We start from the raw sequence: 16,585 nt of genomic DNA on the forward strand, positions 1-16,585 counted from the left end.
ATTGCCAGCCTCCTTTGAGTTCATGATGGTTTATGATATGAGAAGAGTTAGGAAAGGTGCCTATATCTTTTTGGGAAGGAGAAGGGGAAAATAGCTATTTACTTTTATTTTCGCTAGAATATGAGTACATAAGAAAGGTGTTGTGGAGCGTGGAGATTCAGTTTTTAGCAGGCAGATCGGGGAGTGGAAAAACGACTGCAATCTTAGAGGAAATCAAAGAACAGCTTCGGCTAGATCCGCTGGATCCGCCAATCATTTTTTTAGTCCCGGATCAAATGACATTCTTAATGGAATACGAGCTTGCAAAAACGTCTGAAGCTGGCGGGATGATTAGGGCCAAAGTATTTAGTTTCACGCGTCTTGCTTGGTCTATTTTACAGCAGACTGGCGGAGCGAACCGGCAATTTGTGACAAGCACAGGAATTCAAATGCTTTTAAGAAAAGTAATTGAAGAAGAGAAAGAAAAGTTTAAGGTATTCAAAAAAGCGAGTGATAAGCCAGGGTTTGTCGAGCAAATCGAAAAGACGATGGCTGAGTTCAAAAGATACTGCATGCTGCCGGAGGATATTGAAAAAATTTCATTATCGAGCATGCATTCAGAGTATACAGAAGAAAGACGGGCAGGCGAAAAATTGCATGATCTGCATGTTCTTTATCAGCAGATGGAGCAGCATTTACAAGATGAATATGTGCACTCAGAAGACTATTTGACGCTTCTCACGCAGCAAATTCCTCTATCTGAAGAAATAAAAGGAGCACATATTTATATAGATGGCTTTTATCAATTTACACCGCAGCAGCTTCTCGTCATTGAACAGCTTCTGCTTCATGCTGAGAAAATAACGGCTGCGTTCACAGTGGATCGTTCCTACCATGATAAGCAGCCAAATGAACTTGATTTATTTCGTATGACTGGTAAAACGTATTTCCAGCTCTATCAGCTTGCTAAAGAGTGCGGAGCGGCCATTTCTGAGCACATTTTGGAGAGAAATAACCGGCATCTTCATACGCCAGATCTTGCTTATTTAGAACGCCAATATGAGCAGAGACCGGTGCAGCCATATCAGGAAGTAACCCCTCATCTCACAGTGTCTAAAAGTGCGAGTAAACGAGCTGAAATTGAGGGAGTAGCGAGAGAAATTCTTCATTTAGTGAGAGAAGAAGGACTTAGACTGCGAGATATTTCAGTTGTCGCACGGCATGTAGATGACTATAAAGATACGTTAAAAGAGGTTTTTCGAGATTACGATATTCCTTTTTTTATTGATGGAAATGAATCAATGCAGTATCACCCGCTTATTGAATTGATTCGTTCGAGCTTGGATGTCATAAAAGGAAACTGGCGGTATGAGGCCGTGTTTCGCTGCGTGAAAACTGAGTTCTTATTTCCGCTCGAACTTGCCAAAAACAAAGCGAGAGAACAGGCAGATCAGCTTGAAAACTACTGTATTGCTTATGGTGTAAAAGGAGAACGCTGGACAAACGGCTCCCGTTTCCACTACAGACGATTCCAATCTTTAGATGAGGATTTTGGACAAACAGATCAAGAAATTGAAATGGAACAGATGCTGAATGATGTAAAGGAATGGATTGCACCTCCGCTTTTCCAATTGCAAAAAAGGCTGAAAAAAGCGCAAAAGGTAAAAGACATGGTGGAGGCAGTCTATGTCTTTTTAGAGGAAATACAAGTGCCGGATAAACTTGAAAAGGCTAGGCTGGAAGCAGAAGAAGCAGGTAGATTAGCTGAAGCCATGCAGCATGGACAAGTATGGGATGCTGTTATTCAATTAATGGATGAATTTGTTGAAATGCTCGGTGATGAGGAGCTCTCATTTCCTTTATTCCAGCAAATGATGGATACAGGATTGGCCTCTTTAAAATTCGCTTTAATTCCGCCTTCACTCGACCAAGTATTTATCGGAAGTATGGATTTATCAAGAATGTATCAAGTGAAGTGTATGTTTATCATTGGGGTAAATGATGGCGTTATTCCCGCACGCCCTTCTGACGAAAGTGTTTTGTCTGAGGATGACAGGGAATGGTTAAAGCGAGCAGGAGCAGAGCTGGCAGAGACAGGAAAGGAACGGCTGCTAGATGAGCAATTTTTAATTTACCAGGCGCTGTCGAGTCCATCTCATCATTTGTATTTGTCTTATTCAGTGTCTGATGAAGAGGGGCGCTCTTTATTGCCTTCGACTCTTATCAAGTATTGTCAGGAGCTTATGCCAAATCATCAGCATGCTTTGTATGTGTTAGACCCGGAACAGCTGGATGACGAGGAGCAATTAAAATTTGTAGCGAATGAGCATGTCTCTTTATCGTATACTGTCTCGCAGCTGCAGCAATGGCTCAACCAATATCCCATCAGTGGTGTATGGTGGAGTGTTTATAATTATTTGATAACGTCAACTCATCGGGATGTATCAAAAAACATCTTGTCGAGTTTGTTTTTTACAAATCGAGCAAAGCGCTTAAAACCAAACGTCACAAAAGAACTTTACGGTGATCACATTCAAGGCAGTGTTTCAAGAATGGAGAAATTTAATGCGTGTGCATTTTCTCACTTTGCTTCCCACGGGTTAAAACTAAAGGACCGGCAATTTTATAAATTGGAAGCACCCGATATCGGCCAGCTGTTTCACTCGGCTTTAAAGCATATTTCAGATACGCTTGTTGAACAAAAAAAGGATTGGAAAAACTTAACAAAGGATGACTGTGTCAATTATTCAAGACATGCAATCGAACAGCTTGCTCCGCGTCTTCAAAAGGAAATCCTCTTAAGCTCTAATCGGCATGCTTATATTAAAGAAAAACTCCAGAAAATCTTAATTCGAGTCTCTTCTATCTTAAGTGAGCATGCAAGAGTGAGTGGATTTTCTCCCGTTGGACTTGAGTTAGGCTTTGGCGGCCAAGGACCTCTTCCTCCGTTTACTTTTCAATTGAAAAATGGCTGCACGATGGAGCTTGTCGGAAGAATTGACCGAGTAGATAAAGCAGAAGGTTCAAAAGGGGTGCTGTTGAGAATCGTCGACTACAAATCGAGTGAAAAAGGTCTTGATCTAGCAGAGGTATACTATGGGCTGGCTTTGCAAATGCTCACTTACTTAGATTTAACCATTACGTATTCGAAGGAATGGCTCGGTGTAGAAGCAACGCCAGCTGGCATTTTATATTTCCATATCCATGATCCGCTCATTCAAGCACCGATTCCGCTTGCAGAGGATGAAATTGAGCAGGAAATATTCAAGAAATTTAAAATGAAAGGTCTATTGCTTGAAGATATAGAAGCGGTAAAGCTAATGGATCAAACGCTTGAATCAGGAAGATCACAAGTCATTCAAGCCGGTTTGAAAAAGGACGGATCTTTCCGTTCTGACTCTGCTGTTTTAAGTGAAGATCATTTTCATATACTCACACAGCACGTTCGGCGTACATTTGAAGAAGCAGGCGAAAGAATTACAAATGGTGAAGTTGCCATTAATCCATATAAATTGAAGGATCAAACACCATGCCGCTTTTGTTCATTTAAGTCTATTTGCCAATTTGATGAATCGATAGAGGATAATGAATTTAGAGTGCTTTCATCTGAAAAGGATGATGTTGTGATAGACCGGATCAAAAAAGAAGGGGATCAGTATGCAAATACCAAAACCGAATAACAGTACTTGGACGGATGACCAGTGGGAAGCCATCGTTTCAGAAGGACAAGATATTCTTGTTGCGGCGGCAGCAGGGTCAGGTAAAACAGCTGTTTTGGTTGAACGGCTGATTCGAAAAATGACCCGTCCAGAAGATCCAGTTGATGTGGATCGTCTGCTCGTTGTGACTTTCACAAATGCATCTGCGGCAGAGATGAAGCATCGGATCACAGAAGCACTTGAAAAGGAATTAGCGAAAAACCCCGGGTCCCTTCATATGAGAAGACAGCTGTCGCTCATGAATCGTGCCAATATTTCTACCTTGCACTCTTTTTGTTTGCAGGTTCTGCGCACCTTTTATTATGAAATTGACCTTGATCCAGGCTTCCGTTTGGCTGATCAAACAGAAGGAGAATTATTAGGAGATGAAGTATTGGATGAACTGTTTGAGGATGAATATAAGGCTGGAAAGCCATCGTTCTTTGAACTGGTTGATCGCTATACTTCTGACCGTCATGATTTAGACTTGCAATGGCTTGTGAAGAAAATTTATGAGTTTTCCAGATCTCACCCTTCACCTGAGCAATGGATGAGGGCATTTCTTTCTCTTTATGATGTAGATGTTCAAACAAAAGTAGAACAATTACCGTTTTACCCATATATCAAAGAGGACCTTTCTCTCGTTTTTCGAAGCTGTCTGGAACTACTCGAACGAGCTCTCGCCCTATCAAAAGAACCGGGCGGTCCAGCACCGAGAGCAGAAAATTTTATAGATGATTTAGAGCAAGTCAATGAATTAATCAGGCATCAAGATGATTTTGAGAAGCTTTACGAGCTTTTGCCAAACATCAATTTTAAAAGGCTCAAAACATGTAAAGGGGACGAATATGACCCTGTGCTGTTAGAAAAAGCCACAGATGCACGCAATCAAGCAAAAAAACAATTAGAAAAACTTAAAGATGAATACTTTATGCGCAGTCCAGCCCAGCATTTGAAGAGCTTAGCTGAAATGAAGCCGGTGGTCGAAACACTTGTGGAGCTTGTCATCCAATTTGGACAGCGTTTCGAAAAAGCGAAGCAAGAAAAATCAATCGTGGACTTTTCGGATTTAGAGCATTATTGCTTACGCATTTTAGCAGAGCAGGATGCGGAAGGAAATTTGATCGAAACAGAAGCGGCCAAGTACTATCAACAGCAGTTTGAAGAAGTGCTCGTTGATGAATACCAAGATACAAACCTTGTACAAGAAACGATTTTAAAGCTTGTATCTAAAGGGGAATATGCTGCAGACGGCAACCTGTTTATGGTTGGTGATGTAAAGCAGTCCATTTATCGTTTTAGACTGGCTGAGCCCATGCTCTTTTTAAACAAATATAAACAATTTACACCAGACGGCAAAGAAACAGGGAAGAGAATCGATTTAAATAAAAACTTCCGTAGCCGTTCAGATGTGTTAGACAGTACGAACTTTTTGTTCAAACAGCTGATGGGGGAAACAGTTGGAGAAATTGAATATGATGAACAAGCTGAATTAAAGCTTGGAGCGAGTTATCCAGAAAGCGAAGATACAACGACAGAAATGCTTCTTGTCCATTTAGATCAACAGGAAGCAGAAACTGACGAAGAGCGAGAAGAACTAGAGACCGTACAGCTTGAAGCGAGAGTCATTGCTAAAAAAATAAGACAATTGGTGGAGCAGCCATTTCAAGTGTACGATGCAAAACAGCAAATGACCCGTAACTTGCAGTATCGGGACATTGTGATTTTGCTTCGTTCTATGCCATGGGCCCCGCAAATGATGGAGGAATTGAAGAAGCAGGGAATCCCTGTGTATGCGAATCTTTCTTCCGGTTATTTTGAAGCAACAGAGGTGTCTGTCATTCTTTCTCTGTTAAAAGTCATTGATAATCCATATCAGGATATCCCGCTTGCAGCTGTATTAAGATCACCACTTGTCCATTTAGACGAAAATGAAATGGCACTGATTCGCACGAGTGATAAAAAAGGCACTTATTATGATGCTGTGAAGGCATTTATGAGTGTGACTCATTCAGATCACCCTACATGCAAAAAACTAGAACGGTTTTTCAGGTTGCTGCGTAAATGGCGTGATTTCTCGATGAATCATGCAGTAGCGGAATTGATTTGGGAAGTATACCGCGATACGCAGTATTTAGATTACGTTGGCGGGATGCCTGGAGGCAAGCAGAGACAGGCGAATCTCCGCGCTCTTTATGATCGAGCGAAGCAGTATGAAAAAGCTGCCTTTAGAGGGCTGTTCCGTTTTCTTCGTTTTATCGAAAGAATGCAGGAGCGTGGAGATGATCTTGGTGCGGCAAAAACGTTCAGTGAAACAGAGGATGTTGTTCGCATGATGACAATTCACAGCAGTAAAGGGTTAGAATTTCCAATCGTCTTTACCGCAGGACTCGGCAGAAACTTTAATATGATGGACTTAAACCAGTCCTATTTACTTGATAAAGAGCTAGGTTTTGGAAGCAAGTATATCCATCCTGAGCTGAGAATTAGTTATGCAACATTACCGCTTGTAGCGATGAAAAAAAAGATGAGGAAAGAGCTGTTATCTGAAGAGCTGAGAGTTCTATATGTGGCGCTCACAAGGGCTAAGGAAAAATTATTTCTGGTCGGCTCTGTCAAAAATCAGGTGAAAGCATTAAGCAAATGGCAAAATGCTGCAACCGGAGAAGATTGGCTGCTCCCTGATTTTGAACGTTATCAATCGAAAACATACTTAGATTTTATTGGTCCTGCTCTCATCCGTCACCAAGCAATGTCATCTATTTTAGAAGAAACAGGTGATGTTGTTCTTTCGCATCCATCAGCATTCACAATCTCATTTACTCAAGCTTCCGATCTTCTAAAAGAAGATATGTCACTTGAAAAGGAGCAGCAAGACGAGGTGGTACAAGCTTTGATGGAGGGGCTGCCTGTTGAAGAATATGGTGATGCTGATGAGAAAGTAGCAGAGAGACTTTCATGGAGATACCCATATCTAGCGGCCTCACAAGTCGGCACAAAGCAGTCTGTTTCCGAGATAAAGAGAATGAAAGAAATACAGGATGAGTACAGTGTTCCTTCTTCTCTTCGAAAAGCTCGTGCCACGTTGTATGACCGGCCGGCTTTCATGAAGAAAAAAGCACTCACTGCCGCAGAGCAAGGCACCGCAATGCACACAGTCATGCAGCATATTGCGCTTCCTTCTGACGAGCCCTACGATGATTCACGTATACAGCAGCTGCTCGATTCCTTACAGCAGCGAGACTTGCTAACAAATGAGCAAGTCCAGTCAATTGATCAAGAAGGAATTGCAGCTTTCTTCTCTACTTCTATTGGTCAAAAGCTGCGAAAAGCGGACTGGGTAAAACGAGAAGTGTCATTTAGTATGGTATTACCTGTTAAAGAGGTATACAGCCATATTGATGCAGAGGGGGAGCCTGTCCTTATTCAAGGGATGATTGACTGTTTATTTGAAACGGACGGAAAGCTATATTTACTAGATTATAAAACCGATAGAGTGCAAGGCAGATTTACAGACGGCCTTGAAGCAGCTGTGCCTATATTGAAAAAACGCTATGAAACTCAAATCGCGTTATATGCAAAAGCAGTAGAACGTTTAACAAACAGAACATTAGAGGAGAAAATTCTTTATTTCTTTGATGGGAATATAGAAATTTCATTATAAATGTATCGGAATGAGAGGTGAATCACATGAGAATTCTGCATACGGCGGATTGGCATTTAGGAAAAACCCTTGAAGGCCGAAGCCGGCTTGATGAGCAAGCACAGTTTTTAGATGAGCTGTATCAAATCGTAAAAGACGAACACATTGATGTCATTGTCATGGCTGGAGACGCCTTTGATACAGTGAATCCGCCTGCTAGAGCAGAGCAGCTTTTTTACGAAAGTCTATCCGCCTTATCTGATAAAGGAAAACGTCAGGTCGTGGTCATCTCAGGCAACCATGATAATCCGGATCGACTATCCGCCGCATCTCCTTTAACAAATGATCAGGGGATTCATTTAATTGGATATCCGACAAATGATATCATCCGCGTCGATGTTCCTTCTTCGAGTGAACGTTTATCCATTGCAGCACTCGCCTATCCGTCTGAAGCGAGACTAAACGAGGTACTGGCTGAAACATTTGAAGAGAAAGTGCTTCGTGATCATTACAATTTAAAAATACAGCAAGCATTCCAACATTTAAGCACTCAATTTCAAGCCGATACGGTCAATATCGCAACGAGCCATATTTATGTGGCAGGAGGAAGTCAAACAGATTCAGAAAGACCGATTGAAGTAGGCGGTGCATATACCGTTGCGGCTGAGAGTCTGCCAGAAGCAGCCTGCTATGTGGCCCTTGGTCATTTGCACAGGCCGCAAACCATCAAGCGTGCCAAAACGATCGCCCGCTATTCCGGGTCACCTCTTGCTTACAGCTTTTCTGAATCAGGATATGCCAAATCAGTCACGATTGTTGAAGCAAAACCTAATGAAAAAGCAAGCTGGAAAGAAGTGTTGTTATCAAGCGGAAAACCACTTGTGAAATGGAAGGCTACTGAGGGACTAAGTCAAGTACACGAGTGGCTGGATGAAAAACGGGATCTTCAGGCATGGATTGATTTAGAGATTCATTTAACAGATCAGCTCTCCATAGAAGAGATCCATCAGCTCCGAAAGCAGCATAGCGGGTTTGTTCATATTAGACCAAAATTTAAAGAACTGCAGCAATTGGAAGAACAAAAGCAAGTTGAAAAGCTCTCGATAGAAGAGCGGTTCGTGAAATTTTATGAGCGCCAGACAGGCGGCGGACTTCCTGATGAAAAAACAGTCAAGCTGTTTTTGGAGCTCGCCAATGAAATGCAAGAGGAGGAAGCGACTTGAAGCCGATTACGCTAACCATTAAAGGACTTCATAGCTTCAGAGAAGAGCAAACAATTGACTTTAGCTCATTATGTGATGCAGGTGTGTTTGGCATTTTTGGACCGACAGGAAGCGGAAAATCGTCCATATTAGACGCGATGACCCTGGCACTCTATGGCAAAGTGGAACGGGCATTAAATAATACACATGGTATTTTGAACCAAGCGGAAGAGAAACTGTCAGTTTCCTTTACGTTCGCTTTGCAGAAGGAACACCATATTTCTTATAAAGTCGAACGTGCTTTTAAGCGGGCGGATGAAATGAAAGTCAGAACGACACTATGCCGTCTGATTGAAATTGGTGATACGCAGACAGTCCTTGCAGATAAAGCGAGTGAGGTCAATCGTAAAATAGAGGAATTACTCGGGTTAACCATTGATGATTTTACGCGTGCGGTCGTCTTGCCCCAAGGGAAGTTTGCAGAATTCCTTTCCTTAAAAGGAGCCGATAGACGACAAATGCTTCAGCGTTTGTTTAACCTGGAAAAGTATGGGGATCAGCTCGTCAAACGTTTGCGTGCAAAGGCGCAGAATCAGTATGGACAAAAAAATGAACTGCTTGCTGAGTTGAATGGTTTAGGTGAAGCTGGTCCAGAGGCGCTCGCAAAGGCAAAGGAAGCGGCAGAGCAGGCAAAGGCTATTTTTCATGAGAAAAAACAAGCGCGGGATGAAGCGTTCACTGTTTTTACAAAGGCGCAAACAATTTGGCAGTATCAAAAGGAACAAGAAGCTTATGAGACGGAACTAAACCATCTGAATCAACTGGCACCATCAATGGAAGAAAAAAAGGCCAAGCTTCATATTGCTGAGCAGGCAGAGGCATTAAAGCCCTATGCGGATGCATTAACAAAGGCTGAAAATCAGCTTTCTCAAGCATTAAAAGAGAAGCAGGAAGCAGAAAATCAGCTTCTGCATCAACGAACGATCTATGATCAAATGACGCAGAACTATGAGCAAGCCAGACAAAAGAAAATAGAAACTGAGCCAGAACTCCTCCAAAAGAAAGAGCAGCTGATTCAGCTAAAGGAAATTGAACGAAAAAAAGAGGCGGCTCTTCAGGAAAAGACGGCAATCGAACAGAGAAAAAATAATACAGCGCAGCAATTATTACAAAAAAAAGAAGAAGCAGACAATCTCCAATCATTGTTAGAACGTGCACTGGCAAAACAAACACAGCTGAAGCGTGAGCTGGAGCCATTACAAGTCTCTGTAAAAGAACGGAAAAGTGTACAGGATGCTTTGCGATTAAGCGAAAATGTTCAAAGAATACATCAAAGCATACACAAGGAAGAACAAAAGATGGAGGAGCTCAAAAAGCGATCAACACAGACCGCAGCAGCATTTGAAAAGCTTCAAAAACAGCAAAAAGACCATCATGAAAAAATAGACCAATCGTTTCAAGCGATTGAACAGCTCTATTTCTATGTATGTGAATTCGAACGGGCTTTTACAGAATGGAGTAAAAGAGAACAAAGTCAGAAGCTCGAAAAATTAAAACAGCGTGATGCTGTTAGGGCGGCGGAATTAAGAAAAGAATTAGCGGCAGAGCTTGTAGATGGTGAGCCATGTCCTGTTTGTGGATCGGTTCATCATGACTCAAAGGCATTGGAAAACAATGACCATGAAGAAACAGTGGCACAAATCGATGAAGTGATTCAACGGATGGACACAGAGCTTAAGCAGGCAGAGGAATACACAAGAGACATGTATGCCGCCAAGCAGCTATTGGAAACGCACGCTAATCAATTAGTAAAACAATTTGCCTTTTTATCTCAGAAAGCTCCAGGTGCGGAAGTTGCGGCAGCAGTAGAAGCAGTGCAAAATCCGGAGTCCTTGCAGTATCTCATGCAAGAATGGAAAGGCTTGAAACAAGATATTCAAGAAGTTGATCGTAAACGAGCTCGTTTAATGGATGAAACACATGATCAAGCAGCAGAGATAAACAAGATAAAAGATCAGATGACATTTGAACAGCAGCGTATCGAAGAATTAGACGGGCTGATCAAGGAGCTTCAATCTGAGCTTTCAGAGCAAACATCTCAATTTAATCAGGCCTTCCCGCACTTTACATTGCATCAAGTACAAGAAATGCAAAAGCAGATAGATGAAAAGGACCAGCAAGCGGAAGGCTATAAAGAGCGGATTGAGAAAAGTATTTCATTTTTGGAAGAAAAACAGCAGGCAAAAGAACAGCTGCAAACAGCCATATACGATGTGGAGAAGGAACTTGATAAACTAGCGCATCAGCTGGAAAGTCAGGAAAAGCTCATTCATCAATATGAAACAGATTTAGGGCGATATCCATTAAAAGCTGTCTCCATTTCTGAAGAACTGATCGAGGTTGAACACACGCTTGCTCGTCTCAATGAAATGGAACAGCAATCGTACAAGCAATTACAGCATGCGCAGGAGCTCTTTAGTCGGGCACAAAGCTATTTTTCAAGCAGTGAGCGTCAGCTTCAAGAGGCTGAACGAAGAAAACAAGAAGCACGAGCAGCATGGGATAAAGAATCGGAGTCTTCTCCTTTTGATAAGCCTCAAGAGATTGAATCTGCTTTCCTGAATCAGGCAGTACGTCAATCAGTTAAACAAGAAATTGATGAATTTGAGGATAAAAGAAAGCAATGTGCCGCAAACTTAAAGCGAATTTCTGAACTGCTGAAAGATGAGTCACTAGATGAAAAGCAGTGGACTGATATTCAACTGAGGAAAGAAGCGGCAGAAAAGGCATTGGAAGAAGCAACAGTGATGAGCGGCTCTGCTTATGAACATCTGCGTGTGATGGAAGAAAATCACCAGCGATTTGCAAGTATTCATGAACGCTTAGCGGAGCTGCAGCAAGAAATTGATCGGCTCGATAAGCTGCAAACCGTGTTTAAAGGAAATACATTTGTTGAGTTCTTAGCAGAAGAACAGCTGGAAAGTGTCAGTCGTGATGCATCTGCCCGTCTTGGTATTTTGACAAGACAAAGGTATGCGATTGAGGTGGATTCAGAAGGCGGCTTTGTCATGCGTGATGATGCGAATGGCGGTGTCAGACGTCCAGTGTCCAGCTTGTCCGGCGGGGAAACCTTCCTGACGTCGCTTGCCCTTGCACTAGCTCTTTCAGCGCAGATTCAGCTGAGAGGTGAGTTTCCGCTGCAATTCTTTTTCCTTGATGAAGGCTTTGGTACCCTTGATCAAGACTTGCTTGATACGGTCATTACCGCATTAGAGAAATTACAATCCCAAAACTTAGCTGTTGGTGTCATCAGCCATGTGGAAGAATTGAAAATGCGGCTGCCGAAGAAACTGATTGTCCATCCAGCAGATCCAAGCGGGAAAGGGACAACAGTCTCAATGGAATTAATGTAAATATTGAGGTGATGACACGGTGGCAAAGCAAACAATTGGATTATGTGAGCTGTGCGGAAGACAAGATGTCCTGCTCACAGAACATCACTTAACGCCAAGAGAAGAGGGTGGTGCTTTTTTACCGACTGCCTTCTTGTGCATCCCTTGTCATAAACAAGTACATGCCCTTTTTACAAACCAGGAGCTTGCCGCACGTTTGAACACAATTGATGCACTGAGGCAGGATGAAAAGCTTGCTTCGTACATCAAATGGATTCGGAAACAGCCGGCAAGCAAGCTAGTTAAAACAAAAAAATCGAGACAGCGCAGAAAGAAATAAGCATAAAAAAGCGCTCCTCTATTTGAAATAGGTGTAGAGGAGCTGCTTCATGCATTACCTACCATATTCTGATCATTTAAGTCAGGATCCACATAGTTGGTGGCGCTAATGCCATTATTTAATATCAAGAAATCTCCGGTATTCCCCGCTCCAGAGCCTAAAGCAGATTTTGACGAACTTTTAGGCGACAGGTAGAATGAGTCACCGACGTTTACGACGCCTCCAGAAATAGAGTTAATGTAAATGGGTCCGACAATTGCTGGCATAATCGACATCCTTTATTCGAAGTCATATCACCATCATATGCGCAGGTAGGTCCATTTGTGAGTTTTGCGGACTTTCATCATTGCTAAACAGCTCCCTAATATGCTTCACTCGCGCAACGCCATTCATTCGACAAGTAGAGCCGATTTGGTAGACAGAGGACGATGATACCCCTTCTACATGGATGGAAGACACTTTAATCACAGGCTTTTCATGGTAAAAGGCTGTTCTCACTGATCGTTCTGGCAGCATCAATGGAATAGGCTCATAATACACTTCAAATTCTTTCGCATCTAAATTTTCTGCTTCATAGCCATAAAACAAACTAATGGTTCGTTGAACAGCTAACACCTTGACTTTCGGGCATAGCTCCTGAGTATCACCGATTTGAACCACACTCGAAATCCCGACAGAATTCACCTTTGAGAACTTCACTTGAGATGTGCGCTTGATCATTATCGAGGTGCTAGAGGAACAAACGGGCCAATAATCAGAGATTCTGGCGGTGTATCGAAAATTGAGGATAATTGTACATGATCTGTGTCCCCGATGATAAATAAGGAAGAAGATGATACCCCGACTACTTTAATGCTTCCGGTCTCAATATTGCGGTTGACAACTGTGAAATTCATCCGTTTTCCTCTCCTTTCGTTTCACTTGGAATATGGGCTAAAAAGTGCTCAATCGCCCGCTTTACATCATGCTTCACATATTCAGCAATTTGCTCTGAACGCTGCAACGGTGTCATATCTTCCCGGTGAGGCAGCTGTCCCGCATAGTATTTGATCCTGCTGTCAATTTGCTTGCGAATGTCCTCAATGATATGGTGTTTGTTGCTTTCATCGAGGGACCCTTCATATCGCTGTTCTAGTTCTTCAAGAAGTTCTGGAGCTTCTTCATTTAGAAATGCATCGACAAGCTGCCGTGTTTGATTGAAAAATTGATCAGCCATTTCTTGCTGCATCATTCCAATTCCCGGGGTTGTTGTTTGGCCCACTTCAAAGTTTTGAACACTGTTTGGATCAGATGGGTTGAGGCCGATATTCAGCGTCCCTTCCAGCCGTTCGATTTTCAGTTGATCAAATTGATAATCAATCCGTTCTATATTCGTTGTCGGTTTATCTTTGATCATTTGTATTTCCTGCTGAAGCTCGTTAAGCCTTTTTTCAAGCATCATGATTTGTTGCGATTGTTTTTGAATGATGCCATATACTTGTGAAGCGTTGCTCTGATAATCATACATTTACCTACACCTCCGGGGATTGCAGATGACTTAAGTTGTTGGTGACTGAAGCGGTACAAAAGGTGCTGTGCTTGCGCCTTGAGATTCTTCAATTCCTTGTGTACCTGCTGCGGCAGGCGCTGCTTCTACGTAGCTTCCCGTGTTATACAGGTTGGAAAGGGCTTTGATGGATCCAGCACTCCCGATTTGCAGAACAGAGGAGTTACTTACAGACTCCACACGTAAATAATTAATTTGTATCGCTTGATTAATATAGAAGTTCAACGGATCCTCACTCCTTACAAGTTACCAACAAGCGGTTGATCTATGACATCACTGTCGTACGTATTTGTCACACTTTTGTAGTTGCTAATTTGCAATTGATCACCTGTATTAAAACTGCCTGCGCCAGCAAACGTTTTAACCTGACTATTTGGAGAAATGGTGATACAGTCTCCAACATGAACGACTCCGCTCGTTCCGACGGCATTTACTTTAAAGGCTCCCACAATAGCCGGCATAGCGGTGCACATCCTTTATAAAATTAGGGCACTTTGTTTTTGGGCGTTTCACCATAGCTTATGATGGGTCTTTTAATGTGTGATTGTCTTTTTGAAAGCTTTTCATGAGAGGAATTAGATGTATGGCTTACCCTTTTTTTGAGCAATCTTTAGAGGTGGATTTGATGCCTTTATTTAAGAGCATGTCAAGCTCTTGACTGCATCTGATGGTTTCTTCGGCATTCATCCCGAATTTTTTTGCAGTCTCAATTAAATGTAATCTTTTTTGTTCAATTTCATAATTGATCATAACGGACGCCAACTCTCACATTTTTTATCAAATAGAAGGATATGGTTAGTATACCCTATTTTTCTATAAAAAAAGCTGTTTCGTCAATATGAGTAATAAAGTGACAAAATTCGAAAGTGTTCTTACGTACCAAATTTCTCTTTTCTGATCTCAGCCTGTAAATAACGTCGTCTTTTGTTGATAAACTGCCGAATTAAGTCTCGTTCAGATGGTAGGATGTCTTTTCGATCTTTCGTATATGGATCATCTCCAATTCGGTCCACAATCAATTCATGCCATTTCTCGATGATTGGACAGAGCCGGTCTTCTACAAAATGTGTATCGAGTACATGCTGGAAAAGTGTGTAATAGGCTTCTTTAAACGAAGGGATATCTAGTAATCTAGCAGTTAATGTATTAAAGCCGTTTACTGGGATGTAATCAAACGCCATTTCTTCACCATGAATGTCACGACCCCATGTTGCATCATAATCCCAAGGAAGTACTTGAAACCGTCCTTGTTCATTCACATAAAGAGCGTAGTTATGAACAAAACCATCAAAGTTTTGTGTGCATACCACACCGATGAGCCAGCGGAAATATTGTGTCACATCTAGGTATTGTTCAATTTTTTCTGCAAAAGTGTCATCTCTTGCTGTGTTGAGAAAGTAAATAAATTCACTCAGCTGCTGATCATGTTGAGACATCCCCGTTTTTTTCTCGTATCCGAGAAGAAGGTGCTTTTTTGGCTTTTTATCAAAAGAACTCAAAAGGGAGAAGTTCGCGTCGTCATCAACCGCATAATAAATGCCGCCTCCTGAAAGCTGCCGTTTTTGAAGAAAGAACTCATCGACGGATTCTATTTTCAAATAAATGCCTTCTTTTCTTCCGTTTATGGTGAGAAACACATGAGAAGCGGCTGGACTAAGCACCCCCATCTGCTCAAAGAAATAAAAAGATAGTCTGTTTCGGATAAACGAAGGGTCATTGTACTCTGCATTTAAATGAAAGATGGATTCGCCTTGTCTTTGTTTTGGCTTTCGGTATTCAATTTGATAGGATTTTTTCTTAAGCTTTCTAATGTGTGAACCGCGGTATGAAGCATAAATATGTGATTTGGTTTGGCCTGTTTTCAGAATAGCTTCAACAGGTTCATCGTTCCAAATGTCTTTTTTTAGTTCAATCAGGTCCTTTGGATGAATCCACATATCAAGTTGTTTTAAAGGTTCCGTGTTCATACGTTCATCAGCCTCCTATATGCTCTTCTTTACAATATGAAAGTGAAGGAATGTCCTGTACCGGCTGGTAGGTATTCATGGAGTTTTAAAGGAAAGAGGCATTCGTCACGAACACTTGTCTACCGAGTCTCGTAACATAAAGCAGAGAAGATAAACAGCTTTGTCTGTTTGTTTTGTCGAAGCATAGACTGGAGGGGAATTGTTCGTGAGTACATTTGATCATTCGCACATTGAACATGCAGTGGCTTCACTTCGAAGTGAGGGACGTGATCATCACTTAGATCGTGAACCAGAATCGAAACGTTCGCATAAGTCAGCTCGTTCTCGTCATTCAAATCGCGGTCATTGGTTCTTTGGCGGTGGTGGACGCCGTAAATCACGCCGTAGTAAAAAAAGCTACAGAAGCTATCGTTCAAAGAAAAGTTATCGCTCTAAGAAAAGCATGAAGAGTAAAAAGTCATATAAAAGCAAAAAATCTTGCAGAAGCAAAAAGAGCGAACCGAAAAAGTCATGTCGCAGCAAACACAGATCGCATCATAAGAAGAGCTGCCGCAAATCACATCGCAGTAAGCACAGATCGCATCATAAGAAAAGCTGCCGCAAGTCACATCGCAGCAAGCACAGATCGCATCATAAGAAAAGCTGCCGCAAGTCACATCGCAGCAAGCACAGATCCCATCATAAGAAGAGCCGCAAGTCACGCCGCAGTCATCGATCTAAACGTTCTCATCACCATAAACGCAGCCGATCTTGCCATAGATGTGGAAAGAAAAAGCATCGTTCTCAAAGAACAGGAAATGTTGAGCGTAAATGGGACC

At 42.0% G+C, this 16,585-nt stretch carries 13 protein-coding genes; 5 read left to right on the forward strand and 8 right to left on the reverse strand.

Features of this window, described 5'->3' with window-relative positions:
- Nucleotides 1-149 precede the first annotated feature (149 nt).
- Genes addB through MHI46_RS05325 form a run of 5 tightly spaced genes read left to right on the forward strand, consistent with a single transcriptional unit; the run spans nt 150 to nt 12,254 of the window.
- The gene (gene addB / locus MHI46_RS05305; protein WP_342503148.1) at nt 150-3,659 is read left to right on the forward strand and encodes a helicase-exonuclease AddAB subunit AddB; all 3,510 of its coding nucleotides are present in this window, start codon (nt 150-152) and stop codon (nt 3,657-3,659) included.
- Nucleotides 3,637-7,341, forward strand: coding sequence for a helicase-exonuclease AddAB subunit AddA (gene addA, locus MHI46_RS05310; RefSeq protein ID WP_342503149.1), 3,705 nt, complete (start codon nt 3,637-3,639; stop codon nt 7,339-7,341). The genes addB and addA overlap by 23 nt, the downstream gene beginning before the upstream one ends.
- Before the next feature lie 26 nt (nt 7,342-7,367).
- Complete coding sequence (gene sbcD / locus MHI46_RS05315) at nt 7,368-8,543, forward strand: exonuclease subunit SbcD (RefSeq protein ID WP_039177655.1); 1,176 nt, start codon at nt 7,368-7,370, stop codon at nt 8,541-8,543.
- Nucleotides 8,540-11,935 (forward strand): SMC family ATPase, encoded by a 3,396-nt coding sequence (locus tag MHI46_RS05320; RefSeq protein ID WP_251181144.1) that lies wholly within the window; start codon nt 8,540-8,542, stop codon nt 11,933-11,935. Before sbcD ends, MHI46_RS05320 begins: the two co-directional genes overlap by 4 nt.
- A gap of 19 nt (nt 11,936-11,954) precedes the next feature.
- Nucleotides 11,955-12,254, forward strand: a complete 300-nt coding sequence (locus MHI46_RS05325) for a hypothetical protein (RefSeq protein WP_039177660.1) — start codon at nt 11,955-11,957, stop codon at nt 12,252-12,254.
- 47 nt (nt 12,255-12,301) lie between these two features.
- Here the strand turns inward: MHI46_RS05325 and MHI46_RS05330 are convergent, their stop codons facing one another.
- From MHI46_RS05330 to MHI46_RS05365, 8 genes are all read right to left on the reverse strand, one after another.
- Entirely contained in the window at nt 12,302-12,520 is a 219-nt protein-coding gene (locus MHI46_RS05330) for a spore germination protein (RefSeq protein WP_003211468.1), read from the reverse strand.
- A gap of 22 nt (nt 12,521-12,542) precedes the next feature.
- Complete coding sequence (locus MHI46_RS05335) at nt 12,543-12,974, reverse strand: spore germination protein GerPE (RefSeq protein ID WP_024425504.1); 432 nt, start codon at nt 12,972-12,974, stop codon at nt 12,543-12,545.
- Nucleotides 12,974-13,150: a germination protein GerPD gene (locus tag MHI46_RS05340; protein ID WP_003210893.1), complete on the reverse strand. Its 177-nt coding sequence runs from the start codon at nt 13,148-13,150 to the stop codon at nt 12,974-12,976. The genes MHI46_RS05335 and MHI46_RS05340 overlap by 1 nt, the downstream gene beginning before the upstream one ends.
- Nucleotides 13,147-13,761: a spore germination protein GerPC gene (locus MHI46_RS05345; protein WP_039177664.1), complete on the reverse strand. Its 615-nt coding sequence runs from the start codon at nt 13,759-13,761 to the stop codon at nt 13,147-13,149. The genes MHI46_RS05340 and MHI46_RS05345 overlap by 4 nt, the downstream gene beginning before the upstream one ends.
- A gap of 30 nt (nt 13,762-13,791) precedes the next feature.
- Nucleotides 13,792-14,025, reverse strand: coding sequence for a spore germination protein GerPB (locus tag MHI46_RS05350; RefSeq protein ID WP_003210877.1), 234 nt, complete (start codon nt 14,023-14,025; stop codon nt 13,792-13,794).
- Nucleotides 14,026-14,039: 14 nt separating this feature from the next.
- Nucleotides 14,040-14,261, reverse strand: a complete 222-nt coding sequence (locus MHI46_RS05355; protein WP_024425506.1) for a spore germination protein — start codon at nt 14,259-14,261, stop codon at nt 14,040-14,042.
- 127 nt (nt 14,262-14,388) lie between these two features.
- On the reverse strand, nt 14,389-14,550 hold the full coding sequence (locus tag MHI46_RS05360; protein ID WP_039177669.1) for an aspartyl-phosphate phosphatase Spo0E family protein: 162 nt from the start codon (nt 14,548-14,550) through the stop codon (nt 14,389-14,391).
- 122 nt (nt 14,551-14,672) lie between these two features.
- Nucleotides 14,673-15,767, reverse strand: coding sequence for a CotH kinase family protein (locus MHI46_RS05365; protein ID WP_342503150.1), 1,095 nt, complete (start codon nt 15,765-15,767; stop codon nt 14,673-14,675).
- Nucleotides 15,768-16,585 lie beyond the last annotated feature (818 nt).

Origin of the sequence: Bacillus sp. FSL K6-1000, assembly GCF_038630785.1 — a bacterium.
Lineage (GTDB): Bacteria > Bacillota > Bacilli > Bacillales > Bacillaceae > Bacillus > Bacillus safensis.

Coding starts and splice junctions, on each gene's coding strand:
- addA (WP_342503149.1), top strand. CDS start 3,637: ATGCAAATACCAAAACCGAATAACAGTACTTGGACGGATGACCAGTGG.
- sbcD (WP_039177655.1), top strand. CDS start 7,368: ATGAGAATTCTGCATACGGCGGATTGGCATTTAGGAAAAACCCTTGAA.
- MHI46_RS05330 (WP_003211468.1), bottom strand. CDS start 12,520: ATGCCAGCAATTGTCGGACCCATTTACATTAACTCTATTTCTGGAGGC.
- MHI46_RS05335 (WP_024425504.1), bottom strand. CDS start 12,974: ATGATCAAGCGCACATCTCAAGTGAAGTTCTCAAAGGTGAATTCTGTC.
- MHI46_RS05340 (WP_003210893.1), bottom strand. CDS start 13,150: ATGAATTTCACAGTTGTCAACCGCAATATTGAGACCGGAAGCATTAAA.
- MHI46_RS05345 (WP_039177664.1), bottom strand. CDS start 13,761: ATGTATGATTATCAGAGCAACGCTTCACAAGTATATGGCATCATTCAA.
- MHI46_RS05355 (WP_024425506.1), bottom strand. CDS start 14,261: ATGCCGGCTATTGTGGGAGCCTTTAAAGTAAATGCCGTCGGAACGAGC.
- MHI46_RS05360 (WP_039177669.1), bottom strand. CDS start 14,550: ATGATCAATTATGAAATTGAACAAAAAAGATTACATTTAATTGAGACT.
- MHI46_RS05365 (WP_342503150.1), bottom strand. CDS start 15,767: ATGAACACGGAACCTTTAAAACAACTTGATATGTGGATTCATCCAAAG.